The 25842-nt window shown below is 69.7% G+C and carries 26 protein-coding genes; 7 read left to right on the top strand and 19 right to left on the bottom strand.

What is annotated here, in order from left to right; all coding sequences use genetic code 11:
- Positions 1-14: 14 nt before the first annotated feature.
- Together EV648_RS37670 and EV648_RS37675 are read left to right on the top strand one after the other, a co-directional pair.
- Positions 15-989: a multicopper oxidase domain-containing protein gene (locus tag EV648_RS37670; protein ID WP_158294180.1), complete on the top strand. Its 975-nt coding sequence runs from the start codon at positions 15-17 to the stop codon at positions 987-989.
- Positions 986-1471 (top strand): hypothetical protein, encoded by a 486-nt coding sequence (locus EV648_RS37675; RefSeq protein ID WP_132300484.1) that lies wholly within the window; start codon positions 986-988, stop codon positions 1469-1471. Before EV648_RS37670 ends, EV648_RS37675 begins: the two co-directional genes overlap by 4 nt.
- A gap of 63 nt (positions 1472-1534) precedes the next feature.
- Here the strand turns inward: EV648_RS37675 and EV648_RS37680 are convergent, their stop codons facing one another.
- Together EV648_RS37680 and EV648_RS37685 are read right to left on the bottom strand one after the other, a co-directional pair.
- Positions 1535-2635, bottom strand: coding sequence for a HAMP domain-containing sensor histidine kinase (locus tag EV648_RS37680; RefSeq protein ID WP_132300486.1), 1101 nt, complete (start codon positions 2633-2635; stop codon positions 1535-1537).
- A complete protein-coding gene (locus EV648_RS37685) occupies positions 2607-3272 on the bottom strand; it encodes a response regulator transcription factor (protein WP_158294181.1) in 666 nt (221 codons plus the stop codon). Before EV648_RS37685 ends, EV648_RS37680 begins: the two co-directional genes overlap by 29 nt.
- 334 nt (positions 3273-3606) lie before the next feature.
- Between EV648_RS37685 and EV648_RS43500 the strand changes: the two genes are divergently transcribed.
- Positions 3607-4125 (top strand): hypothetical protein, encoded by a 519-nt coding sequence (locus EV648_RS43500; protein ID WP_206751957.1) that lies wholly within the window; start codon positions 3607-3609, stop codon positions 4123-4125.
- 78 nt (positions 4126-4203) lie between these two features.
- Here EV648_RS43500 and EV648_RS37695 read toward each other — a convergent pair whose 3' ends face one another.
- Positions 4204-4356, bottom strand: a complete 153-nt coding sequence (locus EV648_RS37695; protein ID WP_241996007.1) for a hypothetical protein — start codon at positions 4354-4356, stop codon at positions 4204-4206.
- A gap of 217 nt (positions 4357-4573) precedes the next feature.
- Here EV648_RS37695 and EV648_RS37705 point away from each other — a divergent pair, with 217 nt between their 5' ends.
- Positions 4574-5923, top strand: coding sequence for an ABC transporter permease (locus EV648_RS37705; RefSeq protein ID WP_132300490.1), 1350 nt, complete (start codon positions 4574-4576; stop codon positions 5921-5923).
- Positions 5924-5946: 23 nt separating this feature from the next.
- Here the strand turns inward: EV648_RS37705 and EV648_RS37710 are convergent, their stop codons facing one another.
- Together EV648_RS37710 and EV648_RS37715 are read right to left on the bottom strand one after the other, a co-directional pair.
- On the bottom strand, positions 5947-6714 hold the full coding sequence (locus EV648_RS37710) for a DUF1206 domain-containing protein (RefSeq protein ID WP_132300492.1): 768 nt from the start codon (positions 6712-6714) through the stop codon (positions 5947-5949).
- 31 nt (positions 6715-6745) lie between these two features.
- Positions 6746-7744 carry a stage II sporulation protein M gene (locus EV648_RS37715; protein ID WP_132300494.1) on the bottom strand — a complete coding sequence of 333 codons (999 nt, stop codon included), beginning with the start codon at positions 7742-7744 and terminating at the stop codon, positions 6746-6748.
- Positions 7745-7825: 81 nt separating this feature from the next.
- Between EV648_RS37715 and EV648_RS37720 the strand changes: the two genes are divergently transcribed.
- Positions 7826-8788, top strand: a complete 963-nt coding sequence (locus EV648_RS37720) for an RDD family protein (RefSeq protein WP_241996008.1) — start codon at positions 7826-7828, stop codon at positions 8786-8788.
- A gap of 88 nt (positions 8789-8876) precedes the next feature.
- Here the strand turns inward: EV648_RS37720 and ahcY are convergent, their stop codons facing one another.
- Positions 8877-10313 (bottom strand): adenosylhomocysteinase, encoded by a 1437-nt coding sequence (ahcY, locus tag EV648_RS37725; protein ID WP_132300496.1) that lies wholly within the window; start codon positions 10311-10313, stop codon positions 8877-8879.
- Positions 10314-10431: 118 nt separating this feature from the next.
- On the opposite strand from ahcY, the gene EV648_RS37730 reads away from it, so the two are divergent.
- Entirely contained in the window at positions 10432-10800 is a 369-nt protein-coding gene (locus EV648_RS37730; RefSeq protein WP_132300498.1) for a MerR family transcriptional regulator, read from the top strand.
- 15 nt (positions 10801-10815) lie between these two features.
- On the opposite strand, the gene EV648_RS37735 is transcribed toward EV648_RS37730, so the two are convergent.
- From EV648_RS37735 to EV648_RS37775, 9 genes are all read right to left on the bottom strand, one after another.
- Entirely contained in the window at positions 10816-11775 is a 960-nt protein-coding gene (locus EV648_RS37735; protein WP_132300500.1) for a cation diffusion facilitator family transporter, read from the bottom strand.
- A 32-nt stretch (positions 11776-11807) separates the two neighbouring features.
- Positions 11808-12980 carry a mannose-6-phosphate isomerase, class I gene (gene manA / locus EV648_RS37740; protein WP_132300502.1) on the bottom strand — a complete coding sequence of 391 codons (1173 nt, stop codon included), beginning with the start codon at positions 12978-12980 and terminating at the stop codon, positions 11808-11810.
- On the bottom strand, positions 12974-14053 hold the full coding sequence (locus tag EV648_RS37745) for an SIS domain-containing protein (protein WP_132300504.1): 1080 nt from the start codon (positions 14051-14053) through the stop codon (positions 12974-12976). The genes manA and EV648_RS37745 overlap by 7 nt, the downstream gene beginning before the upstream one ends.
- Positions 14050-14247, bottom strand: coding sequence for a Trm112 family protein (locus EV648_RS37750; RefSeq protein WP_132187628.1), 198 nt, complete (start codon positions 14245-14247; stop codon positions 14050-14052). Before EV648_RS37750 ends, EV648_RS37745 begins: the two co-directional genes overlap by 4 nt.
- A gap of 25 nt (positions 14248-14272) precedes the next feature.
- Positions 14273-15649, bottom strand: a complete 1377-nt coding sequence (locus tag EV648_RS37755) for a phosphomannomutase/phosphoglucomutase (RefSeq protein ID WP_132300506.1) — start codon at positions 15647-15649, stop codon at positions 14273-14275.
- 37 nt (positions 15650-15686) lie between these two features.
- Positions 15687-16430, bottom strand: coding sequence for a ThuA domain-containing protein (locus EV648_RS37760; protein ID WP_132300508.1), 744 nt, complete (start codon positions 16428-16430; stop codon positions 15687-15689).
- On the bottom strand, positions 16423-17511 hold the full coding sequence (locus EV648_RS37765; protein ID WP_132300510.1) for a Gfo/Idh/MocA family protein: 1089 nt from the start codon (positions 17509-17511) through the stop codon (positions 16423-16425). Before EV648_RS37765 ends, EV648_RS37760 begins: the two co-directional genes overlap by 8 nt.
- A 92-nt stretch (positions 17512-17603) precedes the next feature.
- Entirely contained in the window at positions 17604-18281 is a 678-nt protein-coding gene (locus EV648_RS37770) for a hypothetical protein (protein ID WP_132300512.1), read from the bottom strand.
- 111 nt (positions 18282-18392) lie between these two features.
- Entirely contained in the window at positions 18393-18788 is a 396-nt protein-coding gene (locus EV648_RS37775) for a DUF3499 domain-containing protein (protein WP_132300514.1), read from the bottom strand.
- 31 nt (positions 18789-18819) lie between these two features.
- On the opposite strand from EV648_RS37775, the gene EV648_RS37780 reads away from it, so the two are divergent.
- On the top strand, positions 18820-19266 hold the full coding sequence (locus EV648_RS37780; RefSeq protein WP_241996013.1) for a metallopeptidase family protein: 447 nt from the start codon (positions 18820-18822) through the stop codon (positions 19264-19266).
- A gap of 1 nt (position 19267) precedes the next feature.
- On the opposite strand, the gene EV648_RS37785 is transcribed toward EV648_RS37780, so the two are convergent.
- The 4 genes from EV648_RS37785 to EV648_RS37800 form a co-directional block, all read right to left on the bottom strand.
- Entirely contained in the window at positions 19268-20746 is a 1479-nt protein-coding gene (locus EV648_RS37785; RefSeq protein ID WP_132300516.1) for a DUF5719 family protein, read from the bottom strand.
- Positions 20743-23655 carry a glycosyltransferase family 2 protein gene (locus tag EV648_RS37790; protein ID WP_132300518.1) on the bottom strand — a complete coding sequence of 971 codons (2913 nt, stop codon included), beginning with the start codon at positions 23653-23655 and terminating at the stop codon, positions 20743-20745. The genes EV648_RS37785 and EV648_RS37790 overlap by 4 nt, the downstream gene beginning before the upstream one ends.
- A 288-nt stretch (positions 23656-23943) precedes the next feature.
- Positions 23944-24195: a WhiB family transcriptional regulator gene (locus EV648_RS37795; RefSeq protein ID WP_020389877.1), complete on the bottom strand. Its 252-nt coding sequence runs from the start codon at positions 24193-24195 to the stop codon at positions 23944-23946.
- A 307-nt stretch (positions 24196-24502) separates the two neighbouring features.
- Positions 24503-25768 (bottom strand): hypothetical protein, encoded by a 1266-nt coding sequence (locus EV648_RS37800; protein WP_132300520.1) that lies wholly within the window; start codon positions 25766-25768, stop codon positions 24503-24505.
- Between the last annotated feature and the right edge of the window lie 74 nt (positions 25769-25842).

Consider the following 25842-nt stretch of genomic DNA (forward strand, 5'->3'; position numbering starts at 1 on the left):
AAAGGAGATGGGCGATGCGTACATCCGTCCACCGCAGGACCCGGGTCCTGGTGGTGCTCTTGCTGGCTACCTTCGGCCTGAGCTGCGTGGGCAGTTCGGCCTCGGCCGCGACGATCTCGATCGAGCTGTGCGCCGTCACGGGAACGGCCCCGCTACCCGGTGGCGGAACGGTCCCGATCTGGGGGTTCGGCATCCCGGCTGCCACGGGTGACTGCAGCTCCGCGACCGCGAGCCTGCCCGGACCGCAACTCGCGGTCGACCAGGGCGACCTGGTCACGATCACGGTCCGGAACGCGCTGCCGCCCGGACACGCGGTGTCCTTCGAGATCCCCGGCGTGACCTTCGATCCCGGGCCGGCCGACGCGGCCCCAGGCGCGGCTGTCAGCCGCTCCTTCACGGCCGGCCGGCCCGGCACCTACCTCTACCAGAGCGGCGGCAACGCGGGCCGGCAGGAGGCCATGGGCTTGTCCGGCGCGCTCCTGGTCCGCTCGTCGGTTCCCGGTCAGGCCTACGGCACCCCCGGCACGGCGTACGACGTCGAGGCGGTCCTCGTGCTGATGGCGATCGATCCGGCCTTCAACGCGGCGCCGGACACGTTCGACCTGCAGAACTACCGGGCGACGTACTGGCTGATCAACGGGAAGGGCTACCCGAACACCACGCCGATCAGCGCGGCCGCTGGGCAGCGGGTGCTGCTGCGGTACCTCAACGCCGGCTACGACAACACGTCGATGACACTGCTCGGTACGCATCAGCAGGTCGTCGCCCGTGATGCCCGATTGCTGACGAACGCCTTCCCTGCCGGCACGGAGACGATCCCGGCCGGTGCCACTGAGGACACCGTGGTGACCGTGCCCGCCGGCAGTCCGCCGAGTAGTCATGGATTCCCGCTGTACAACCGGCAACTGCACCTGACCAACGGACCTCAGACCGGTACTTCGCCGACGCCGGCGACCGGTGGCGGCATGCTGACCTTCATCCAGCCATGACTCGCGCGCCGCGGCTGGTTCTGGGGGCCGTGGTCGGCAGCATGCTGGCTGCGGGTGCATTGGCCGTCTGGCTGACGTACGGGCCAGGGAAGGCCTCCTCCACACCACCGGCCGCAACCGCCGTCGAGGTGGCCTGGGGACGGACCGCGGTGGATGCCGACGGGCTGGCTCGGCGCAGCGGAGTACGGATCACCCAAGTCGCTGTGACGGGCGGCGGTGGATTGCTGGATCTCCGGTTCCAGGTGCTCGACCCGAACCTGGCGAACAGTGTGCACGACGCCGCGACGCCGCCGGCCGTCGTGGAGGAGCGAACCGGCCTGGTCGTCCGCGACCTGCTGATGAACCACGCCCACACCGGCAAATACACGGCGGGCGAGACCTACTACCTGGTCTTCGAGAATCCCGGGAACTGGGTCCGCCGGGGTTCGAGTGTCACCGTGCTGCTCGGCGGTGCCCAGGTCGAGCACGTCACCGTCCGCTGACGAGTGCGGCGGCCGGTTGCCCCGACGGCCGCCGTACGCGATCGCCCTGTTTAGTGGGCCGCGTCACCGTCCGGTCGGCACGGTCAGCTCGAACCTGGCGCCACCGTCCAGACTGGTCATCGCCCGGAGTACTCCCCCGTGGGCCTCCGCCACCGCCTTCGCCATCGGCAGGCCCAGACCGCTACCCATCGGGCCGTCGGGCGGCCGGCGATGCCAGAAACGCTCGAACACGTGCGGGAGCTGCTCGGCCGGGATGCCCGGCCCTGAGTCGTCGACCGTGATCATGTACCGGTCCGGCATCGCAATACAGCCGAGTCTGATGGTGTCGCTCGGTCCGGTGTAGTGCACCGCGTTCTCGATCAACGCGTCCAACGCGAGCTCCATCCACTCCGGATCGCAGTCCACTACGCGCGTCGGCAGGCAGCTCACCACCCAGTGCCGATCGGTACCGGCACTCCAGTTCCGGCCGATCTGACTGACCAGCGCACCGATGTCCGTACGCCTCATCTCGAGTTCTTCGCCGGCGTCCAGCCGGGCGAGTGCCAGTAACCGGTCGGACAACGCGGACATCCGCTCGAGCTGGTGGACGGCGATTCCGATGCGCTGGCTCTCGACCGCCGGGACCGGACCGGTGGCGGCGAGTTCGAGCTGACCGCGAGCGATCGTCAGCGGCGTACGGAGGGCGTGCGAGGTGTCCCGGAAGAAGCCGCGCTCGCGCTCCAGACTGGCCCGGCGCTGGTCGGCCATCAGCTCGACCTGCCGCAGGGCGGCGACCCGGCGGCGAGCGTGCCAGACCATCGCCACGAAGAGCGCCGGCATCAGGGGCACCTCCGCCAGCTCCGCCCGGTCGATGATCCCGCTGAAGGCGTGCGAGCCGAGGATCCAGCCGGTCGCTCCCGTCACCGCGAGCGTCACCAGGACGGTCGGCCACAGCGGCCAGACCCTGAAGCCGTAAACGATGGTGAGCGACAGGAAGAGGATGTGGTAAGGAATCGTCTCCTGACCGGGCATCCTCACCATCAGCACCAGCATCGCGATGATGATGGCCGCCAGCGCGCCGTCCACCAACTGCTCCCCGCGCGTGGTCAGACGCCAAGGGTTGGTCTGCTGCGCCGCCGGGGTTCCGGCGCTCTGGTCACGCTGTTTGTAGCTGATAACCGACATTGCGCACCGTCCGGATGACGTCGTCGCGCAGCTTGGCCCGGAGCCGGCCGACGCAGACGTCGACGAGGTTCGTCGACGGGTCGAAGTCGTAGCCCCAGACCTCCGAGAGCAACTCCTGGCGCGAACACACGATGTCCGGGTTTCGCATCAGGTGCTGCAACAGCAGGAACTCGCGCTGCGACAGCTCAGCCGTCCGCCCGCCGACCTGCAACAGACGGGTGCGCGTGTTGAGGACGATGGCCCCGACCCGCAGCACGTCGGACGGCCGGGCCACCGGCTCGGCAAGCAGCCGCGACCGTACCCGCGCGATCAGCTCGCGGAGCAGGAACGGCTTGGCCAGGAAGTCGACCGCGCCCTCCTCGAGGCAGGCGACCCGGGCCTGCTTGTCCTCCGTCGCGGACAGGACCAGGATCCGCGTGGTCGGGTCGTGCGCCATCAAGGCCGTGAGCACCGCCTGACCGTCGAGCCCCGGCATCAGCAGATCGAGGACCACCAGGTCGACCTTGGTCGTCAGCGCCACCCGGAGCCCTTCGGTGCTGTCGATCGCGGTCAGCACGTGATAGCCCTCGGCCTCCAGCGCGTGGCCGACAAAACCCAGCAGATCCGGCTCGTCGTCAATGACGAGAATCCTGGTCATCGAACCCCCTCGGCCGTGATGCATGACCGGGCACACAGCATGCCAGGCACCGTCGTCCGAACAGCGCCAGGCCGGGGCCCCCACCGATCTGCCTACCCAGAGTCATTCTGTTCTGCCTGAGCGTCCAGCGGAAGAGTCTGACCGGTCCTAGACGAGCCCGAGCGGCTCGTGGAGCTCTGGCCGCAGTACGACGGTCAGCGGATCCCCGGGACGGACCACGCCGGCTGTGGAGACGACGGCCATGATTCCCACGCCCGGAAACTGCCTTCTTGCCGAGATCACGCACCACCGACAGGCTGGCCAGGTCATTCCAAGTTCTACCAAACCCGTTGAAATGCGAGAGTCCGCGATGAGCTTCCCCTGGTCCGATCTGCCGCACGACGACCCCGCCTGGTTCAAGCGCGGCGCGCTGTACGTGCCGTCCGGCGAAGGGCCGACGGTGTGGGCGGCCGGTGACGTCTACACGATCAAGGCCCGCGCCTCCCAGACGAACGGCGCCTTCGGCTTCATCGAGGCGACCGTACCGGCCGGTGGCGGACCGCCGCCGCACGCGCATCCCGACGAGGAGTCCCAGATCTTCTGCTGCACCTCCGGGAAATGGCAGGCGACCTGCGGCTCGGCGCCGGCGGGAGGATCTCAAGCCCGACCAGGGAAGGAACGCAGCTATCCCGGAGCCGCTCAGAGGTGCGGCGACAGGCCCGGGAAGCTCCTCTGCCCAAGGGTGCCGGTGGCCCCCATGCCGACACTTTGTGCACCAGCTGAGCACGCCCGGGCGGCTCGAACGCTCAGCTGGTGCATACACAAGGGTCGCCGAAGCCGCTCGATCCGCCTCCCGGATCGCGGTACGGCCTGAAGCGCGCCCCATCGGCTCCCGGCCCGCGACCGGCCTCCCCGATGACGGCTTGTTCGCCCGCTGCCGCCTTACAAGCCGTCAGCCGCCGTGGAACCCGCCAGCCGCGACCTCCGGGCGAGTGGTCTTGCCGCAGCCGGATTCTCCTTCCAGTGCGACGATCTCGCCCGAGCCGACGGACAGGGTCACTCCGTCCGCGGCCCGGGCGCGCCGGCCGCGAGAGGCGAACTCCACCGAGAGATCATTTGCTTCCAGCAACTGTCAGCTCTCCCCTACCAGCACACAGGCAGCCGTACGTCGGTCGCCCGCCGGCCGCAGGTCGATCTCCACGGTCGAGCAGATGTCGAGCGCTACCGGGGAGCCCGGGTGGAACACACAGCCTGAAGGGACTTGCTGCGATCAGGCGGATCGCCCCCGAGTCCCTCAGAGCACTTTCGACTGAAGGGGGTTCGTGCCGGTGATGGTCGGGCTGATCAGCCTGCTCACAGTCATCCGCCATACCCGGGTCGAGGAGGAGACTGGTCGTCGCGAACTGCTCGGGTCGACCGTGGTCGGGCGGCATGCCCCTCTGGCCGCCGCCCTGGCCACGGTGTTCGCCGCCAATCTGCTCCTGGCCGTCCTGCTGGTCCTGGGGATGTCCAGCCAGGACCTGCCCCTCGCCGGATCAGTTGCCCTCGGCATCCAGTTCGCCATCAGCGGTTGGTTCTTCGCGGCCGTGGGAGCCGTCGCCGCCCAGCTCACGGCTGCCGCCAGTACTGCGCGCGGCATCGCGATCGCAGTACTCGGTGCCGCGTTCGCGTTCCGCGCGACGGGTGACACCAGTGCGCACGCCGACGGCGGTCTGGCCTGGCTGTCCTGGTTGTCGCCGATCGGCTGGCTGCAACGGATCCGCCCGTACGGCGGCGACCACTGGGGAGTCGCCGTTCTCGTCATCGCCGTCACCGGAGTACTCGTGGCGGTCGCGGTCTCCTTGTCCGCAAGGCGTGACGTCGGCTCGGGGCTACTGCCGGCGCGACTCGGTCCGGCGGCCGGAGCGCCGTCCTTGCGTACTCCGCTCGCGTTGGCATGGCGGTTGCACCGAGGGCTGCTGGCTGCCTGGGTCTCCGCCTTCGCCTTGCTGGGCGTGTTGTTCGGCGGTGTCGCCGAGGGGGTCGGCGACCTGATGCGCGACGACCAGGCGGCCAGGGACTTCTTCGCCCGGATCGGCGGGAAGGCCGGACTGATCGACTCGTACTTCGTCGGCGTGATGTCGATCGTCGGGTTGATCTCGGCCGCCTACGCGGTCCAGGCCACGCTGCGATTGCGGGCCGAGGAGACCAGCGGACGGGCCGAGCCGGTGCTCGCCACCGCGATCGGAAGGTTGCGCTGGGCAACGAGCCATCTGGTGTTCGCCCTGCTCGGACCGGCCGCTGCGCTGCTGGCGGCAGGACTCACCGCGGGTCTTGCCTACGGGGCCGCGGCGGGCGATGTCGGTCACCAGGTGCCCCGGCTGATCGAGGCCGCGCTGGTCCAACTGCCTGCGGTCTGGGTTCTGGCGGCGGTGGCGATCGCTCTGGTCGGACTGGCTCCCCGGCTGTCGCCCGCGGCCTGGGTGGCGCCGGCGATCTGCCTGCTGCTCGGCATCGCCGGTGCGGCGGTCCAGCTCGACGACTGGGTGATGGACATCTCGCCGTTCGCCCATCTCCCCGCCCTGCCGGGCGGCGGCATGGCCGCGACGCCGGTGATCGCCTTGCTGGCCATCGCCGCAGCGCTGGCGGAGGCCGGCCTGGCCGGCCTCCGCCACCGCGACCTACCGGCCTGAACCCCGCGCCGGCGCAGTACGGACTAGCGCTTGTGGTTGCGGGACCAGACGAAGCAGTAGACGCCGAAGCACGCGAGGCCGAGAGCCACCAGGGTGAGCAGCACCGTGCCGAAGGGCTGGTCCTTCAACGTACGCAGGGCCGTGTCGAGGCCGCCCGCCTTCTTCGGGTCGTAGCTGATCGCGGCCCAGGCGAAGAGTACGCCCATCGTGATGAACGCGACCCCCTTGGCGGCATAGCCGGCCCGGCCGAGCATCACGGTCGACCGCGAGACGCCACCGGTCAGGTCCTCGAGGAACTTCTTCGTCACCGACTTGTAGATCTGCCGGACGCCGACGCCGAGGAGGACCAGGCCGCCGATCACCACGAGCACCCGGCCGGCGTCGTTCTCCATCAGCTTGGCGGTCATACCGCTCGACTGGCTGGTGCCGGACTGGCTCGAGCCCATCGCGACCTTGACCGCGCTGACGCCCAGCGCGAGGTAGACGACGCCGCGCCCTATCGAGGACACCTTCTTCTCGGTGTCCAGGTGGCCGTAGGCGAGTTCGAGCACCTTCCAGATCACCAGGACGAACAGGCCGATGGCGACGATCCAGAGCAGCACTTCACCGAACGGCTTGCTGGCCAGCTCCTTGAGAGCCCCCTGTTGCGAGGCTTCCTCCGACGAGTTGCCCCAGGCGACCTGCAGGGCGATCCAGGCGATCAGCAGGTACACCACACCGTAGGCGATCAGGCCGACGGTGATGGCGTAGTCGTACACGCGGCTTTGCCGGGCTTGCTGGGCGGTTCTCATTGCTTTCTCGTACCCACCGGCAAACGGTAGGTCAGGCTGAGACGGGAGCACTCGCCTCGCGGTCGCCTGCCTCGACATCGCCATAGTCACCCGCAAGAACCGCGCGACGACCGAGAGTCCACACGTAGACGAAGAACGCCGCCTCCGCGAGCACCCCGATTCCCACCCGTACTGCGGTCGGCAGCGGCGCGGGAGTCACGAACGCCTCGATCAGTCCGGTGATCAGCAGCACCACGGCCAGGCCGATCGCCATTCCGACGGTGGCCCGCCCGGTCTGGGCGAGCGCCTGCATCCGGGTCCGCGGACCGGGTGCGATCCAGGCCCAGCCGAGCCGGAGCCCGGCCGCGGAGGCGACGAACACGGCGGTCAACTCGAGCAGCCCGTGCGGTGTGATCAGGCCGAAGAACACGTTCGCCCGGTCGTTCCCGATCATCAGGCCCGCGGTGACGCCCAGGTTCTCCGCGTTGCTCCAGAGCACGAAGAAGGTCGGGATCAGCAGCACCCCGATCGCCAGGACCGCTGCGCTGATGGTGGCGTTGTTGATCCAGATCCGGAGGGCGAAGTCCTGGGCCGGGTTCTCCGAGTAGTAGGCGGCGAAGTCCTTGTCGACCAGTTCCTGGATCTGCGCGGGTGTCGCGATCGACTCGATCACCTCCGGGTGGGCGATGATCCGCCAGGCCATCCACGCCGCGACCAGGTAGAACAGCAGGCCGATGGTGAGCCACCAGCGGCGCGACGCGTACAGCGCGGCGGGGAAGCTCACCAGGAAGTACCGCGAGATGTCCCGCCAAACAGGTGCTTGAGCGCCTGTCACCGCTCCGCGGGCGTCCGCGATGAGGCCGGACAACCGGCCGACGGTCACCGGGTCCGCACCGGCGGCTCTGAGCGCCGACAGGTGCGTGCCGACGCGCTGGTAGAGCAGTACGAGCTCATCAGCCTCCGCGCCGTTCAGCCTTCGCTGGCGGCGGGTCAGCAGGGCCAGCCGATCCCACTGGGGTTGATGCACGGACACGAACGCCTCGACGTCCATCACCCCTCCTGTCGCTCGCTCTGGCTCCCTGCGCTGGCAGACTAGCCGGACGAAGTGTCTTCGGCAGAGGGGGGCGGAACGGTGTCTCAGCTGGTCACGGGGGAAGCGGTCGTCCTCCAGGTGCGCATCGCCAGGATGCCGACCCGGGCGCTGGCCTGTGCGATCGACTTCACCATCCAGTGCATCGTGATCGTCGTGCTGCTCACGTCGCTGTTCGGCTTCCTGATCGGCGGCGCCAGCGAGGCGCTCGGGGTCGCGCTCGTCTTCATCGTGCTGCTGCTGGTGCTGATCGGCTACCGGGTGCTGATGGAGACGCTGACCCGCGGCCGGACGCTCGGCAAGATGATGCTCGGTCTGAAGGTGGTCCGCGACGACGGCAGTTCGATCCGGTTCCGGCAAGCGCTGGTGCGGAACCTGCTGTGGTTGTTCGTGGACTTCGCGCCGTGGTTCGCCGCCTGCCCGGGGATCGTGGCGAGCCTGATGAACAAGCAGGGCAAGCGGATCGGCGACATGGTGTCGGGCACGGTGGTGATCCGCGAACGGCACCAGCCGATGGCATCACCGCCGCTGTTCGTGCCGGGACACCTGGTGCAGTGGGCCCAGTCTCTGGAGTTGTCGCGGCTGTCCGATGAGCTGGCGAACACCTCGCGGGAGTATCTGGCCCGCTACACCGAACTGGAACCGGCTGCGCAGGTCGCGCTCGGGGATGCGCTCGCATTCCGCGTCGGCGGAGTCACGGCGCCCTCGCCCCCGGTGGCGATCTCCTCGCCCGCGTTCCTGTCCGCAGTACTGGCCGAGCGCCGCCGCCGCGAGCTCGCCCGCCTGGCCACCCAGCGCCCCACCTACGGCACCAACACCGGCCCCTTCGGCCCAGCCACCCCCTACGCACCCCCCAGCCCGTACGGCGCCCCGCAGCCCTACCCCACACCGCCGCAAGGGCCGTACTCGCCGCCACCGCCAGTTGCGCCTCGGCCGCAGGACACGGTGGTCAACCCCGGCGGCTGGCACGCACCCGGCAGCAACGAGCCCGGCCAGAGCTACTGACCGCCAGGGAACAGCCCTCCGGACAAGGCGAAGGCGCCCCGCTCGGAGAACGGGGCGCCTTGGCGTGCGTACGCGGTACTGCGGGAACTCAGTAGCGGTAGGCGTCCGACTTGTACGGGCCCTCGACCGGGACACCCAGGTACTCCGCCTGCTCCTTCGAGAGCTCGGTCAGCTTCACGCCGAGCGCGTCGAGGTGGAGGCGGGCGACCATCTCGTCCAGGTGCTTGGGCAGCACGTAGACGTCGGTCGGGTACTCGGTGGTCTTGGCGAAGAGCTCGATCTGGGCCAGCACCTGGTTGGTGAACGAGTTCGACATCACGAACGACGGGTGACCGGTCGCGTTGCCGAGGTTCAGCAGCCGGCCCTCGGACAGGATGATCACCGTGTGACCGTCGGCGAAGCGGAACTCGTCGACCTGCGGCTTGATGGTGACCCGCTCGATGCCGGCCGTCTTGTACAGCCCGGCCATGTCGATCTCGTTGTCGAAGTGGCCGATGTTGCCGACGATCGCCTGGTGCTTCATCCGCGACATCTGGTCCGCGGTGATGACGTCCTTGTTGCCGGTGGTGGTGACGAAGATGTCCGCGATGCCGACGACGTCGTCGAGGGTGGTGACCTGGTAGCCGTCCATCGCCGCCTGCAGCGCGCAGATCGGGTCGATCTCGGTGACGATCACCCGGGCGCCCTGACCACGCAGCGACTCCGCACAGCCCTTGCCGACGTCGCCGTACCCGCAGACGACCGCGACCTTGCCGCCGATCAGCACGTCGGTGGCGCGGTTGATGCCGTCGATCAGCGAGTGCCGGCAGCCGTACTTGTTGTCGAACTTCGACTTGGTGACCGAGTCGTTGACGTTGATCGCCGGGAACAGCAGCGCGCCGGCCTTGTGCATCTCGTACAGCCGGTGCACGCCGGTGGTGGTCTCCTCGGTGACGCCCTTGATGCCCTGGCCGATGGTGGTCCAGCGCTGCGGGTCCTCCTGCAGCGTCCGGGTCAGCACCGACAGCACGACGCCGTACTCCTCGGACTCGGCGGTCGACGGATCCGGAACGGCGCCGGCCTTCTCGAACTCGGTGCCCTTGTGCACGAGCATGGTCGCGTCGCCGCCGTCGTCGAGGATCATGTTCGGGCCGTCATTGCCCGGCCAGGTGAGCGCCTGCTCGGTGCACCACCAGTACTCCTCCAGCGTCTCGCCCTTCCAGGCGAAGACCGGGACACCCTGCGGGGCGTCCGCCGTACCGTTCGGACCGACGACGACCGCGGCGGCCGCGTGGTCCTGGGTGGAGAAGATGTTGCAGGAGACCCAGCGGACCTCGGCACCGAGCGCGACCAGCGTCTCGATCAGCACCGCGGTCTGGATGGTCATGTGCAGCGAGCCCATGATCTTGGCGCCGGCCAGCGGCTTGCTCTCGCCGTACTGCGCGCGCATCGCCATCAGGCCCGGCATCTCGTGCTCGGCCAGCCGGATCTCCTTGCGCCCGAACTCAGCGAGTCCGAGGTCTGCCACCTTGTAATCGAACGTCATGCGTTCCGCTCCCCTGAAGACTGTGATTGCTTCCTGCCTGCCAGAGCCTAGAGGGCGCAAGCAGGGTATTTGATCGCCTGGGCGGCGTTTCTGACACTGAAATGTCAAGATGAGTGGCATGCGCATCACTGAAGCGGCCAAACAGCTGGGCACCACCCCCCGCATGCTGCGCTACCGGGAGGCGCTCGGCCTGCTGCCGCGCTCCCGGGCAGGCCGCAACTCCCAGCGCCAGTACGACGACCGCGACCTCGCCGCGGTCAAGCTCGCCCTCGAGCTGGAACACCGCTACGAGGTGACGCCCGCCGCCCTGGCCTTCGCTCTGAAAGCCCTGGCAGAACCCTCGGTAGCCGCCGACATCCGCAACCTCGGCTACCGCACCGGCCGCCTCTCCGCACCCCCCAGCCCTGCCGAGATCGACCGGGAACGAGCCCTCCGCTGGCTGGGCCGCTCCGGCGTCCTCCCACCCCCACCTCACCGACCCCGCTGACCCTCGCACGACGAGTCAGTGGCCGGGAGCTTCGGGGACCGCGGGGCGCGGGGCCGGCTGGTGGCCCTCCACGTAGATGTCGGGCTCGATGTAGATGTGGACCGACATCGGCTCGGCTTCGCGGACGGCGACCTCGGCGGTGTTGATGGTCTCGGCGATGGAGGCGGCGTCGGCGTCCGGCTCGACGGCGACCTTGGCGGCGACCAGGACCTCCTCGGGGCCGAGGTGCAGGGTCTTGATGTGGATCAGGCGCTGGACGCCCGGCACGCTCTCGATCGCGGTGACGATCTTCTGCTGCGCCTCGCGGGTCGCGGACTCGCCCAGCAGCAGCGACTTCATCTCGATCGCCAGGAAGATCGCGACGCAGACCAGCAGCGCGCCGATCGCCATCGAGCCCAGGCCGTCGAAGACTCCGTTGCCGGTGACAAGGGTCAGCACGACGCCGATCAGCGCCAGCACCAGACCGGTGAGGGCGGCGAAGTCCTCCAGCAGGATGACCGGCAGCTCAGGTGCCCGGGCGTTGCGGATGAAGCGGGCCCACCGGACCGGGCCGCGGACCTTGTTCGCCTCGACGATCGCGGTCCGGAACGAGAACGACTCCATGATGATCGCGGCCACCAGCACCGCGACCGGGACCCACTTCCAGTCGTCGATCCCGTGCGGGTCGTGCACCTTGTGGTAGCCCTCGTACAGCGCGAAGAGACCACCGACGCTGAACAGCACGATCGCGACGATGAACGAGTAGACGTAGCGCTCGCGCCCGAAGCCGAACTGGTGCAGCTCGTCGGCCTCCCGCTTGGCCCGCTTCGCCCCGATCAGCAGCAGCACCTGGTTCCCGGCGTCGGCCAGCGAGTGGATCGACTCGGCCAGCATCGACGCCGACTGGGTCAGGGCCCAGGCGCCGAACTTCGTGATCGCGATACCGGTGTTCGCCAGCAGTGCCGCGACGACGGCTTTGTTACCGCCACCAGCCATTTTGCCCGTTCCTCCGTGCTTTTCAGGGGGTTTCAGCGAGCGGACACGACGAACGCCGTGCCGGAACCACGCAGGGTACAGGGTCCTTCGGGTCCTTCGAGGAACGCCGATTGCCCGGCAGACAAGGCCACGGCGTCTTCGGTGCCCTCGGCACCTACCACGGCGGATCCGTCGACGCAGGCGACGATCCGCGGCCCGGCTGCCGGCACCTCCAGCCCGTCCTCGGTCAGCTCGATCCGGCGGACGGCGAAGTACTCACAGCCCGTCTCGTACGCCGTGATGCCCGGCGCGACGGGGGTTCCCTCCAGCACCGGCGAGGCGAGCGGCTCGAAGTCCACCACGGACCCCAGCTCCGCGACGTCGACGTGCTTGCGGGTCAGGCCACCCCGCAGCACGTTGTCCGAGTTCGCCATCACCTCGAACCCGGTGCCGTGCAGGTACGCGTGCACGTTCCCGGCCGGCAGGTAGACGGCCTGGAACCGCTCGAGCCGGACCCGGTTCAGCAGCAGCGCGGCCAGTACTCCGGGGTCGTCCGGGAACTCCTCGCACAACCTCTCCAGGCTGTCGGCCTCCAGCGCGAAGGTGTCGCCCCGATAGGCGCGGCAGGCCTCCCCGAGAGCGGCGACCAGCGGGCGGATCGCGTCGCGGTCGGTGCCCATGAACTCGGTGAACGCGTCCTGCAGTTTCCCGTTCCGCAGCAGGTCCGTGAGGTCGTCGAGTCCCTTGGCGTCGAGGGCCTCCAGCAGCGCCATGGTCTGCTCGAGCGGCCGGAACCCGACCAGCGCGTCGAACGGGCCGAGCGCGATCAGGATCTCCGGCTTCGGCCAGGCGTCCTTGTAGTTGCGGTCGGCCGCGTCGCGCGGGATCCCCGCCGCCTCGTCCCGCGCGTACCCGTCGATCGCCTGCTCGCGGGACGGGTGCGCCTGGATCGAGAGCGGCTGCTCCGCGGCCAGGATCTTGGCCAGGAACGGGAACCTGCCGTCGAACTGCTCGGCGACCTCGGCGCCGAGCACCTCCGACGGCCGCGAGGAGACCAGGTCGTAGAGCGATTCGCCCGAGGGGAGCACGGAGGGCGCCGACTCGTGCGCGCCCATCCAGAGCTCGGCCTGCGGGGAGCCGTCCGGTTCCACCCCGGTGAGCTCGGGGATCGCGGTCCGCGAGCCCCAGGCGTAGTCCCGGATGGTGTTCTGGAGCCGAGCTACCACGCCGGATCCTCCGCGGGATTCCCCGAGCCGGCAGCTGAGTCCTCGACGGCCGTGCCGTAGCGCCCGAGGCCGAGACCCAGGTAGGCGGCGGCGTACCGGCCGTGCTGCATGAGGGCGGCGTACCTGGCGACGTCCGTGCCGTTCGCCTGCGTCACCACGTGCACCCGGACGTCGTGCCGCTCGGCCTTGTCCTCGAGCTGGCGACGGGTCTCCGTCACGCTCGGGTCGTCGATGCCGTCGTCCAGGATGACCAGACCGGGCCGGAGGTCCTCGGGCTGGTCGAAGGGGTCCGCGAACACGTCCCGCGGCGGCTGGTTCGCGAGGACCGGCAGCAGGTGACCCGCGTCGGCCGCGAGCGCCGGACGGCCACTGGCGAGCCGGATGGCCTCCACGACGCGGCGAGCCGCCCGGGCGGCCAGCACGGAACCGCCCCAGACCAGCGGGAGGGCGTCGGCCAGCATCAGGGCCAGGTCCTTGCCCGGGTTCGACGCGACCTCGTTGTTGGGTGAGCACTCGATTGCGACGTCGTCGAGCATCGCCGCGACCGCCTTGGCGTCCACGGCAGGCCCGAGGTCCAGCTGGTGCAGCCCCTGCAGTACTGCGACCGCAGCCGCCAGCTGGTCGTCGGACTGGGACGGCAGGCGGATCGCGTGGCGCGACCCCGCCGAGGCCTTGTCCACGGGTGAGTCCTCCGGCGAGGCCACCATGAGCCCGCAGCCCCGACGTACCGCTTCGGCGGCGGCGGAGATGGCCGCGGAATCGCCGGTGGTGCCGTCGAGCACGATCACCAGGTCCAGCGGACCGGCCCAGCCGGGCAGCCCCGGACCGGGCCAGGCCACGAACGGGACCGGGCAGACCGGCTCCAGCACCGCACGGACCAGCCGGGCGTCCCGGCCGGCGGCGACGATCGCCCGCGGGCGGAAGCCGTCGGAACCCAGCTGGGACAGCGCGTCCTCGGACGCGTCGATCTCGGCCCGGACCCGCGCCCCGGCCCCTGCCAGGCGGCGCAACAGGTGGTCGGTGGCCTGCAGAGCGGCTGGATCGTCCAGCCGCGAGTCGTCGAAGGAGCTCATGCGTTCTCGGGAGCCTCGTTCTTGGTCTCGCGGGCCTCGTCGATCAGCAGTACCGGGATGTCGTCGCGGACCGGGTAGGCCAGCGCGCAGGTCGCGTTGGTGCAGACCAGCTCGCTCGCCTCGTCGTCGACCCGGAACTCCGACCGGCACTTCGGACAGACCAGGATGCTCAGCAGGTCGGGGTCCAGGTTCATGTTAGGAGGAGTCATCACTTTCCTTTTACTTCGATGCACCGGTGATCAGGGCCAGGACTTCGTCGCGGACACGCTCCATAGTGGCGGCGTCTGCGGCCTCGACGTTGAGCCGCAGCAGCGGCTCGGTGTTGGACGCGCGGACGTTGAACCACCACTGTCCTGCGTCGACGGTCAGACCGTCCAGGTGGTCAACGGTAATGCCGTCGCGGTCGCCGTAGGTGTCTTCGATCGCCGCGACCGTCGCGGCCGCGTCGTCCACCCGGCTGTTGATCTCACCCGAGGCCACGTAGCGCTCGTAGACGGCGAACAGCTCGCTGGCGGGCTTGTCCTGCTCGCCCAGCGCGGCGAGCACGTGCAGCGCCGCGAGCATGCCCGTGTCGGCCCGCCAGAAGTCGCGGAAGTAGTAGTGCGCCGAGTGCTCGCCGCCGAACACCGCGTCGGTCTCGGCCATCTTCTGCTTGATGAAGGAGTGCCCGACCCGGGTGCGGACCGGCGTACCGCCGTGCTCGGTGATGAGCTCGGGGACCGCCTTGGAGGTGATCAGGTTGTGGATCACCACCGAGCCGGGATGCTTGGCAAGCTCGCGGACGGCGACCGCGCCGGTGACTGCGCTCGGCGAGATCGGGGCGCCCTTCTCGTCCACCACGAAGCAGCGGTCGGCGTCCCCGTCGAAGGCCAGGCCCAGGTCGGCGCCGGTCTCGCGGACCTTCGCCTGCAGGTCGACCAGGTTCTTCGGGTTCAGCGGGTTGGCCTCGTGGTTCGGGAAGTTGCCGTCCAGCTCGAAGTACAGCGGCACGATCTGGACCGGGCCGGTGGCGAACACGGCCGGCACGGTGTGGCCGCCCATCCCGTTGCCGGCGTCGACGACCACTTTCAGCGGCCGGATGCCGGACAGGTCGACCAGCTCGTGCATGTAGTCCGCGTACGCCGTCAGCAGGTCCTTGTGGGTGACCTTGCCCGGCGCCGCGACCGTGCCGAGCCCGTCGACCAGGGACTTGGCCACCAGGTCCTCGATGTCGCGCAGGCCGGACTCCGCACCGACCGGCGAGGCCCCCGCGCGGCACATCTTGATCCCGTTGTACCTCGCCGGGTTGTGGCTCGCGGTGAACATCGCGCCGGGCAGCTGGAGCCGGCCGGAGGCGAAGTACAGCAGGTCCGTGGAGGCCAGGCCGATGTCGATCACGTCGGCACCGGCGCTGGTCACTCCTTCGGCAAAGGCAGCCGCCAGCCCGGGGCTGGACGGCCGCATGTCGTAACCGATCACGACCGCGCCGGGACCGCTCAGGACGTCCAGCACCTCGACGAGGGCGGCACCGGTCGCCCGGGCCACCGACTCGTCCAGCTCGTCCGGAACGACCCCACGCACGTCGTACGCCTTGAAGATCGCCGCAACGTTTACCATGCGTGGACCCTATCTGGCCCAGGCAGGGAAGCGGTGGTCAGGACGCCTGGAACCAGCCCGGGTTCTTGCGGTGGTGCACCTGCGGGAGCTGACGGGGGCTGGCCGGAGCGGCCCAGCGGACCGCGTTGCCGATGATCTGCTGGATCTCCGGCTGGTGGTAGGTCGGGAAGTCCTGGTCGCCCGGGCGGAAGTAGAACACCCGGCCCTGGCCGCGGCGGTAGCAGCAGCCGGAGCGGAACACCTCGCCACCGGAGAACGAGCTGATGAAGACCAGTTCGTCCGGCTGCGGGATGTCGAACAGCTCGCCGTACATCTCCTCCTTCTCGATCACCAGCGGGTGCGGGACTCCTTGAGCGATCGGGTGCCCGGCAGCCACCGTCCAGAGCAGCTCCCGGTCGTTCTCGCTGCGCCAGTCCAGCGAACAGGTGGTGCCCATCAGCTTGATGAAGATCTTGGAGAAGTGCGCGGAGTGCAGCGCGATCAGGCCCATCCCGGACAGCACCGCCTGCTGGACTCGGTCGACCACCGCGTCGTCCACGTCGCCGTGCGCGCGGTGCCCCCACCAGGTGAGCACGTCGGTGTCGGCGAGGACCTCCTCGGTCAGCCCGTGCTCGGGCTGCTGCAGCCACGCGGTCCGGACCACCACGTCCTGGCCGAGCTTGGCCCGCAGGCCGGCGGCGATCGTCTCGTGCATCGAGTCGGGGTAGACCTTCTGCACCTGGGCGTCGTCCTGCTCGTGGACGTTCTCGCCCCAGACGGTGACGCGGATCGGGTCAGTCATTCAGCACTACCTCTCGTCCGGCCTGCGCCGAGGCGTAGGCGGCATCGATGACCTGGGTCCGGACGAGTGCCTCGGACCCGTTGTGCGCGGACCAGTCGCCGCTCAGCACGATCGCGACGAACTCGCTCACCACCGCGCGGTGGCCGAGCCCGGCCCCGGTCGCGGGCTTGACCTCGGCCGGCACGCCGCCGACGTCGGTGAAAATCTTCAGGGTGTCGGTGTTGGTGTAGTTCTGTACGTCGATCTTGGCGCCGCCCTCGGTACCGAACAGCTCGATGCCGAAGTTGTCACCCGGTGCCCGGTAGGTCGCCCAGCTGGTCTCCAGCTGCAATGCGCCGCCGCCCTCGAGCCGCAGGTACGCCGTGGCCAGGTCCTCCACCTCGAACTTGGAGCCGAGCGTGTCGACGGTCGGCCGGATCACGCTGCTGGCGCTGCCCCGGCCGCGCGGGCCGAGCTCGGCGAAGGTGTTCGCCGTGATCGTTGTCACCTTCGGCTCGCCGAGCAGGTGCAGGGCCATATCGAGGATGTGCACGCCGAGGTCGATCAGCGGGCCGCCGCCGGACAGCTCGCGGTTGGTGAACCAGCCGCCCATGCCGGGAATGCCGTTACGGCGCATCCAGTGCGCCTTGGCGTAGTAGATCCGGCCGAGCAGGCCCTCTTCGATCTGGTGCTTGAGGACGGCGACATCGCCGCGCTCCCGGTGGTTGAACACCACCTTCAGCACCTTGCCGGACTTCTTCGCCGCCTCGACCATCGCGACGCCCTCGGCCACGGTCCTGGCCAGCGGCTTCTCGCAGAGCACGTGCAGGCCCTTGTCGAGCGCGGCGAGGGTGATCGGCGCGTGCAGCTGGGTGGGGGTGCCGATGCTGACGGCGTCCAGACCGTCGACGGCGAGCAGGTCCTCCCACTTCTCGAAGAGGTTCGGCACCTGATGGGTGGCGCCGAGGCTCTTCAGGGTGTCCGTCTCGAGCCCTGCCAGCGCCACCACTTCGACGTCGGGCAGCTCCGAGAACGCTTCCAGCGCGGTCCGGCCGGCAAAGCCGAGACCGACGACTCCGACCCGTAGTTTTTGATCGTTCACAGGTCGGGAGTCTTGTCAGTACCTGACAACGTGGTCAACCTCATCCCACGCTGTGAAACCGGTCCACGCTGGGAAGGTGGTCGTGGTGACCGTCAGCCGGGCAGCTTGGCCGCGGCCGCGACGGCCAGCTTCCGGAAGTTGGCCGGCTTCACTCCCTGGCCGTAGCCCCAGAACGCCAGCACCGACACCGTCGTGCCCTTGACGGTCACGGCGTACGGGAAGGTGCCCGCCTCGCTGCCCGGGTCGTTCGGCAGCGGGTAGTCGTACCAGCGCAGGATGGTGGTGGCGTCACCGGCCTTCACGTTCGAGGTCACGGTGAGCTTGCGGCCGTGGGTGGGGCTCTTGGGCTTCGCCCCCTTGCAGGCCTTCACGGTGGCGACGATCGAGGCGTAGGCCTTCTTGGCGTCCGCCGTGGTGTTGTACCGGCTCAGGTACTGCGCGCCGGTCTTGGACATGTCGTCCGTGTAGCCCCGGGCCAGTCGCTGCGCGACCCGCAGGCCTTCCTGCGAGGTCGGCCCGCACCAGGTCCGCGGGAGGATCCCTCTGTCTCGCTGGACCGACCATCCCTGGCCCGGGTCGGCCTTGGCCACCTGGCCGACCGTCAGCATCATCGCCCGGGTCATGTACACCCCACGAGTCGCCGATGTGTCCGCGGCCTGCGTCCCACCGGTCGGTGCCCCCATCGCAACGGACGCGCTCGCCACCAGGCCGATCGCCGAGATCCCGGCGGCCACCGCCCAGCGCTTGCCGGTGTTCTGTAGTGCCCTCATATCCAACTCCCCCTTCAGCGAATGTCTGCTGGTGAGACATCGCTCGAGGGCGGGCGGTTCGGGTCCGGCGGCCGGAGAAATGACTCCGTTACCCGGGCGGGTGATCCGCGGTCAGCCGTGTTCGGTGTTGCCCGAGGGGGTGTCGTCGGGGTCGCGGAGCATCCGGAGGTGGCCGCGGCGGGCCACCTCGACCGGGGCACCCGGGGCCGGCTGACCGGGACGCGTCGGCGGCAACGGCCGCGCTGCCTCCCGTACTGCGTTCGCCAGCGCCTCGAGGTCGTCGTCCGAGGGTCCGGCCGCGGCGGGATCCGGAGCGAGCCGGATCACCTCCCAGCCGTTCGGGGCGGTCAGCCGGTCGGCGTGGTCGGCGCAGAGGTCGTAGCAGTGCGGTTCGGCGTACGTCGCGAGCGGGCCGAGCACACAGGTGGAGTCCGCGTAGACGTAGGTGAGCGTCGACACGGCCGGCCGATGGCAGGCGGCGCGCGAACAGATCCTGGCGATGCTCACGACCAGACGCTACCCCCACTAGGCTGATCGCGTGACCGAGGCTCGCCGTCATCGCAGGCACATCGACCGCCATGGGCGCGGCATGCTCGGCCCGATCAGCCGGCCGAGCAGCTTCGCGCCGCGGGGATTGCCGTTGCAGCGGTCCGCCGCGGCCCAGTTCGACGAGGTGGTCGCGATCGAGGTGACCCGGCTGGAGAAACGGCTCCCGCAGGTCGTCGCGCGGGTCGAGTTCGCGATCGAGGACGTGCCGAACCTCGACGTCCACGCCGGCGAGATCCCGCTGACGCACTCCACCGGCGGCACCTCGCACGAGCCCTACCGGATCGTCGTGTTCCGCCGGCCGATCGAACTGCGCGCCGAACGATCCGGCACCAGCCTGACCTGGCTGGTCCGGTCCGCCCTGGTGCTCGAGCTGGCCGACGTGCTGGCGCTGTCGCCGGAGCAGATCGACCCCGACTTCGACACCGACGACGACTGAGCTACTTCAGCGCGGCACGGACGTCCGGTTGGGCACCCAGCTGGGCGCGGAACACCAGCGAGGTGGTCAGCGGCCAGGAGGCCGCCAGCGGCACCTCGTCCTCGCCCAGCTTGGCCGGCGGCATCAGCGTGACACCGGCGACCATCGAACCGCGGGTCTGCTCGACCATCAGGTAGGTCGGTCCGGCCTGCGCCTTGAAGCTGATCGTGCTGGTCGCGCCGTTGACCACGTCGAGAGTGCGGGTGCTGAGCACCTTGCCGGTCGCGTCCCGCAGTTCGTAACGCATACTTGCCGGCCTGCTCGGCGCGGTCACCTGCAACTGCGCGGGCTGCGCGTGCGGCGGCAGCACCAGGTACGCCGGACCGCTCAGGGCCTCGGCCGAGCCCATCGAGGAGAACTCGGTGCCACTGGCGTCGACGTTGCGCACCGAGCCGGCCAGCGGCTGGTCCGAGCTGATAGTGATCGCGCTCGCGTCGCCGTTCAGCACCTTGTCCATCCGCACCGACTTCACCGCACCGGCCGGGATCTGCACGGTCGAGAGCCCGGCCGGCTTGAACGGCCCGTTCGGCCCGTTCACCGTCAGGGTCGCGGTCGCCTGCAGATCGCCGGGGTTGGCCAGCGTCAGCGACCGCTCGCCGGCACCCGGCGCGATACCCGGCACAACCAGTGACTTCGCCGGCGGAGCCGAAGCGTGCAGCCAGTCCACACCGGCCGGACCGTCAGCGTTCGTGGCGTTGTCCCGCAGCGCCGGCGCCACCCGGCCACCGTTGGAGACGACGTGCAGCGCCAGGTCGCGCATCTTGGGCGCCACCAGGCTCAGGTAGAGCTCCGCGCTCCCGCGGGCCGGTACGACGATGCCGCGGGCGTTCGGGAGGTCCAGCGCGCCACCCGGCGCATAGACCGAGACGTTCACCTCGGCGTTGATGCTGTCGAGGTTCGTCAGCACCAGGACATCGCGGCGCCCCGCGGCGGCGCTGGCTCCGACGAACCAGAAGTCGGAGCCCGGCGTCTGGCACGGCACACTCGCCATGCCCCGGTTCACGCCTTCGGTGGAGATCGACGTACTGGTGCCGACCGTGCCGGCCGCGAGTGGGCCGGTGCCCTGGATCGACAGCGGCACCGGCTTCGCGGCGCGGGCGGTGGACGTGAGCCGGCCCCGGACCAGCAGCGAGCCGACCGGGTCCGAAGTCTTCGGCAACGGCGCGATCGACAGTGGCGTGGCCGAACCCTCGGCGATCGGCGTGTCCTTGGGCAGCACCGGCGCCACCGCGTTGACGAAGCTCTGCAGCTTGCCACCCACGCTCGGCACCGGGCAGGCCTGCGCCGTCCGGTTCACCACCGTAGGAGTCGGCTCGCTGACCGCCTCGGGCCGCGTCACCGGCTCCTTGGGATGGGTCACCACGGCGAGCCCGGCGACAGCCGCCATCGCCAGCACACAGGCGGCGACGCGGACCCGCACGTCGGACAGCAGTCTGGTCACGAAACCCTCCTGGCATGGGCCCCGTGCGGTACGGCGACCGTGCGGCGAGCGGTCGGCAGGCAGGACACCAGCGCGATCAGCCAGGCGATGATGCCGAGCACCCGCCACAGACTGCGCACGTCGTCCTGCAACGGCACCTTGCCTTCGATCGACGTCCGGTCGACCAGCCAGGAAGCGTCATCCGCTTCGGCGCTGGCGCGGGTCAGGCCGGGCAGCGAGTCCAGCGTCGACATCAGCGTCGGGTCGACCGGTGCCGGCAGGTAGACGTAGTCGATCGCGAGCGCGGCGAGCTGACGTCCTTCCTCACCGGTGCCACCGCCGCCGAGCGTCGACAGGATGTCGGTGATCGGCTGTGTCTGTTCCGCCGTCGGCGCCGCTTCGAGCGATCCCATCCGCGGCCCGCCGTTCCGCACCAGCGAGAACCGCATCGGGTTGTCGAGCTCCTTGCGCACCACCAGGATCGACGCGTTCTCCGGTGGACCCTGCGCGGACATCAGGTACGCCGGGAGGTCCTGCTCCGGGCCACGCCGCAGCGGATCGTCGGCACCCCGCACGAGCCAGAACCCGGCCGTCACGATGGTGGCGACGAGGACGACCGCGAGCACACCCTGGACGAGGATCTCCCTGGACTTCCCGACCGAGTCCCAGGCGACTGTGACCGCGATGATCCAGCCGGCCGTCATCAGGAACATCAGCGGGCCACTGCCACCACCAAGGCGGCTGGCCAGCAGCGTGCCGACCATCCCGGACAGCGCCGCGAACCACCCGAGCACCTCGTACCGCTGGCGGGACCGCCGCGTGAGTGCGAGCAGAGCCACCACGATCAGCGGTACTGCGAACCACCACGGAGTCGGTGCACCCACCGGAGTTCCGGTGAGGAGGTGGGCGATGCTGTCGCCCGGGCCGACCGCGGCTGTGGGCGGTCCGCCCGCTTCCTGGCCGAGGCGCGACGGGTGCAGGATCAACTCGATGGTCCAGGGCAGCACGAGCAGCATGCCGAGGACGACGGAGAACACCAACTGCCGTCCCTGTCGCCGCCAGCCGAGGCCGAGCAGAGCGCCCGCCACCAAGGTGATGCCGACCAGCAGGCCGAGCGCCGGCGTGAAAGCGAACAGGACGGCCTGGCAGATGCCGGCGAACCACGCGGCCCGCCAACTGCCCTGGATGACCACCCGCCGCCGCCGCGCCACCGTGTGCACGGCAGCACCGAGCAACGGCAGCACGATCGCCGCCACACACGTCCCCAGCCGGCCCTGCGAGATCGCGCCGTTGGTGAACACCGCCAACCCGTACGCCGATGCGCCCCAGGCGCGGGCGACTCGATCGACCACGAAGGCGCGCAACAACACCCAGGCGGACAAGGCGGCGAGTGGAATCGCACCGAGCAGGACGACGTTGGTCGCACCGGTCGGGCCGAAGGTGACCGTCGAGAGCGCCCAGAACTGACCGAGCCAGGCAGGCGGGGTGACGCCGGGGGGTGCGGCCGCCGCGGCGTGCCACAACGAACCGAGGGTCTCGTGCGCGGGCAGCAGCAGGTTGGACCGCAGCACGCCGCCACCGATCAGGCTGCGGGCGGCCACGAAAGCGCCGAGGAAAAGGAAGACCCACGCCACCAGGAACGGCCGGCGGATGATCTGACGACGCCAGCGCGGCTGGTCCTGCGCGACCCGGGCCGTGCTCTTCGCCCGGCGGGCGGACGTGACGACCTGCTCCTCGGGTTCGTCGGCCCAGGCTTCGCGCAGGCGCTCGGAGATCGTGCTTCCGGTCTCCTCGAGGTTGTGCCGGAGCGCGTGCACCGAGCGCGAGAAGAGCGGCTTGATCGACTCGTACGACACCTTGTCGAGGCGTCGGCGGTCCTTGCGGGCCTGCGTCCAGCCACCGGCGAGCAGCGTCCCCATCAGCGCGGTCCACTCGTCGACCGCACCCGAGGGCGTCTTGCCGAGCAGGAACCAGACCGATCGGATGAAGGTGCCGAGCAGGAACCTCAGCACCAGCAGGGGAAGCAGCTTGCGCGGAGCGTTCGCCAGGACGGTGTAGTAGGCGTGCGCGCGGTCGAGTTGGTACGCGTGCCGCCGGGTCCCCGCGAGGGCACGCTCGCCGGTCGCCGCGGCCTGCGCGTGGTAGACCACCGCGTCCGGAGCGACGGCGACCTTGAACCCGGCGCGGCTCGCGCGCCAGCCGAAGTCGATGTCGTCGCGGAACATCGGCAGCTTCGGGTCGAAACCGTGCAGCGACTCCCAGACGTCGCGACGGACCAGCATGCCGGCCGAGCTGACCGCGAGCACGTTGCGCGGCTGGTCGTGCTGGCCCTGGTCAAGCTCGCCGTTCTCGATACCGGTGTCGCGGCGGCCGCCGAGCGAGGTGGTGACGCCGACCTCGAGCAGTTCCCGGTCCCGCGGCCACAGCCGCAGCTTCGGGCCCCAGACCCCGGTATCCGGCGACAAAGTTGCCTGCAGCAACAATTGTTCGAGCGCCTTGGGGGCCGGCGCGCAGTCGTCGTGCAGCAGCCACAGCCACTCCACCACGGTGGCCATCCCGTCGTCGCCGTACGGGCCGACCGAGGACGGGATGGGCGCGAACCCGACCGTCTCCAGCCCGCGGGTGACCGCGGTACCGAAACCCGAACGGGCCGACAGGCCGACCACGGGCTCGACGCCGGGCATCTCGGCGAGCAGTTCGACGGTCTCGTCGGTGGAGCCGGTGTCGACCGCGATCAGCCGCTCGGGGCGCCGCTCGAGCGCCCACAGGGCCTCGGTCAGCCGGGGCAGCCAGGCGGCTCCCTCGTGCCCGACCACGACGGCGGTGACGACATGCCTGATCCGCGCGCGACCCAGCGGATCGTCGGTGGGGTCGGTCGGGAAATCGACAGCGTCGAAGAACTCCCAGCCGGCCGGAGCTTCAGATTCCATGCGGAGCAGTGACACCTCAGGGGAAAGGAACGGCGTGCCCGGACCGTGCCGGCACGACTACACCGGCACGCCCCCACACCCGTCCAGGTGCGTGGCGAGGACTCACCTTACGCGAACCGCGCAACTGCCCGCTCACAGCCGCGGGCCCCGGTGGACAAAGTCCGGCCGGGGCCTCACGCGGAAGTTTGTGTTGACTTTTCGACGCTGCTTTTGATTGAACAGCGCATCGGTGGCTGGTGTGACGGCTGGAGGTGGCAGGGCACCACCACCCGTCGATCGGTCAGGCTCTCAGACGGCCTTCTTCTTCAGTTTGCGGCGCTCCCGCTCCGACAGACCGCCCCAGATCCCGAAGCGTTCGTCGTTCTGCAGCGCGTACTCGAGGCATTCGCCCCGCACGTCGCAACCGAGGCAGACCTTCTTCGCCTCGCGGGTGGATCCGCCCTTCTCCGGGAAGAAAGCCTCTGGATCGGTCTGGGCGCACAGCGCCCTTTCCTGCCAGTTCGGCTCCTCCTCGATCGCCTCACCGTCGACAATCGCCATCAGCGTTTCTGTCACGGTACGACCTCCTCGACCCTGTTCGTTCCCCTGTACATGTGGGTTTGCGGTCCCACATGCCTGACCTCGTCCGTCCTGCGCTTGGCAACGGTCCCCGATACCGAGTGTCCTAACGAACGACACGGTTGAAATTACATTCCTGCAATCCACGAAAGTCAAGCCGTGGTCTGCTATTGGCTTCATCCGCAACACGGCTGCAAAAGAACGAGAGGCCTGTCTGCACAGGCCTCTCGTCGTCTTTCACAGCTCGCGGGACGTGATCAGAACCGCACCACGAGCTTGTCGCTTCCGGTCAGGAAGGCTGGGACCACCAACCCTGCTGGCCCGGCTGGCCCGGCTGCGGCTGGGAATCGTCGTCCTTCGGGGTCTCCGGAACCCGCGGTTCTACGCGGGTTTCGTCGACTGCCTCGGCATCGGCCTCGGGCTGGACCAGGGGCTCGGGCGCTGCCGCCGGAGCGGCCTCCTCGCCCTGCCAGGCCTGGTCGCCCTGCTGCCAGCCCTGCTGCGTCCAGGCCTGCTCGCCCTGCGGCTCGGCAGCCGGCTGGGCCTGCTCGCCCTGCCACTCCGGCTGGGCGGCCTGCTGGCCGTACTGCTCCTGACCGGCCCACTGCTGCTGGCCTGCGTCAGCGCCGCCCCACTGCTGCTCCTGCTGCGGCCACTGCTGGCCCTGGTCCTGGCCGGACCACTGCTGCTGACCCTCGGGGCTCCACTGCTGCGTCGGCTCGGCACCGTGGCCCTCGGCCGACCATGCCTGCTCGGCCGGCTGGGCCTCGCCCTGCGGCTGCTGCGTTTCCGCGTCGCCAGCGGACCAGGCCTGCTGCTCGCCCTGGTTCCAGCTCTGCTCCTGCGGCCACTGCTGCTCGCCGCCCTGCGCCGCGGCGTAACCACCGGCAGCGCCCGCACCTGCTCCGGCAGCAGCACCCGCGCCGTAAGCGCCGTACTGGCTCTGCTCGGGCTGGCCGTACTGCCCCTGGGCGCCGTACTGGCCGTACTGACCGCCCTGCTGGGCGCCGTACTGACCCTGCTGGCCGTACTGCGCGCCGCCGTACTGGGCCTGACCGCCCTGGCCGCCCTGACCGGCGAACTGGCCGTGCGTGCCGGCCTTCGGTGCGCGGACCGGAGCAGGCAGTGCCTGGAAGGTCTTCAGGATGTACAGACCGGCCGCGCCGTAGAGCGCGAGACCGCCGAGGGCGTAGAGGAAGCCGACGATCTTGAGCCCGGCGGTGCCGGTCTCGGAAAAGCCCGCGAAGGCGGTGATCAACCCGAGCAGCACGACCAGACCGGTGATCGACAGTGCCACCAGGGTGACCGTGCGGGCGTTCGGCGTGCGCTCCCCGGCCTCGTTCACCAGCCAGACGGAGGCGACGAGCGAGATCAGCACCACCAGCGCGGTGAGTCCGGGCGGGGTGAGCGTGCCCTGCACACCGCCGGCAGCGGCGGTGAAGCCTGCGCCACCGACGAACAGCCGGATCAGCGAAGCCAGGGCCACGAGGCCGGCGAAGGCGAGCAAGATGTACGCGACCGGCTCTCTGAGCTTCTTGGTTGCGTCGGTGACCACGAGGGCTCCTCGGGAATGTTGGGGGCCGTTCAACTGACAGTCCATGCACAATCGGACCCGGGAAGCATAGTCCC

Origin of the sequence: Kribbella sp. VKM Ac-2568 (assembly GCF_004345365.1) — a bacterium.
In the GTDB taxonomy this organism is placed as follows: domain Bacteria; phylum Actinomycetota; class Actinomycetes; order Propionibacteriales; family Kribbellaceae; genus Kribbella; species Kribbella orskensis.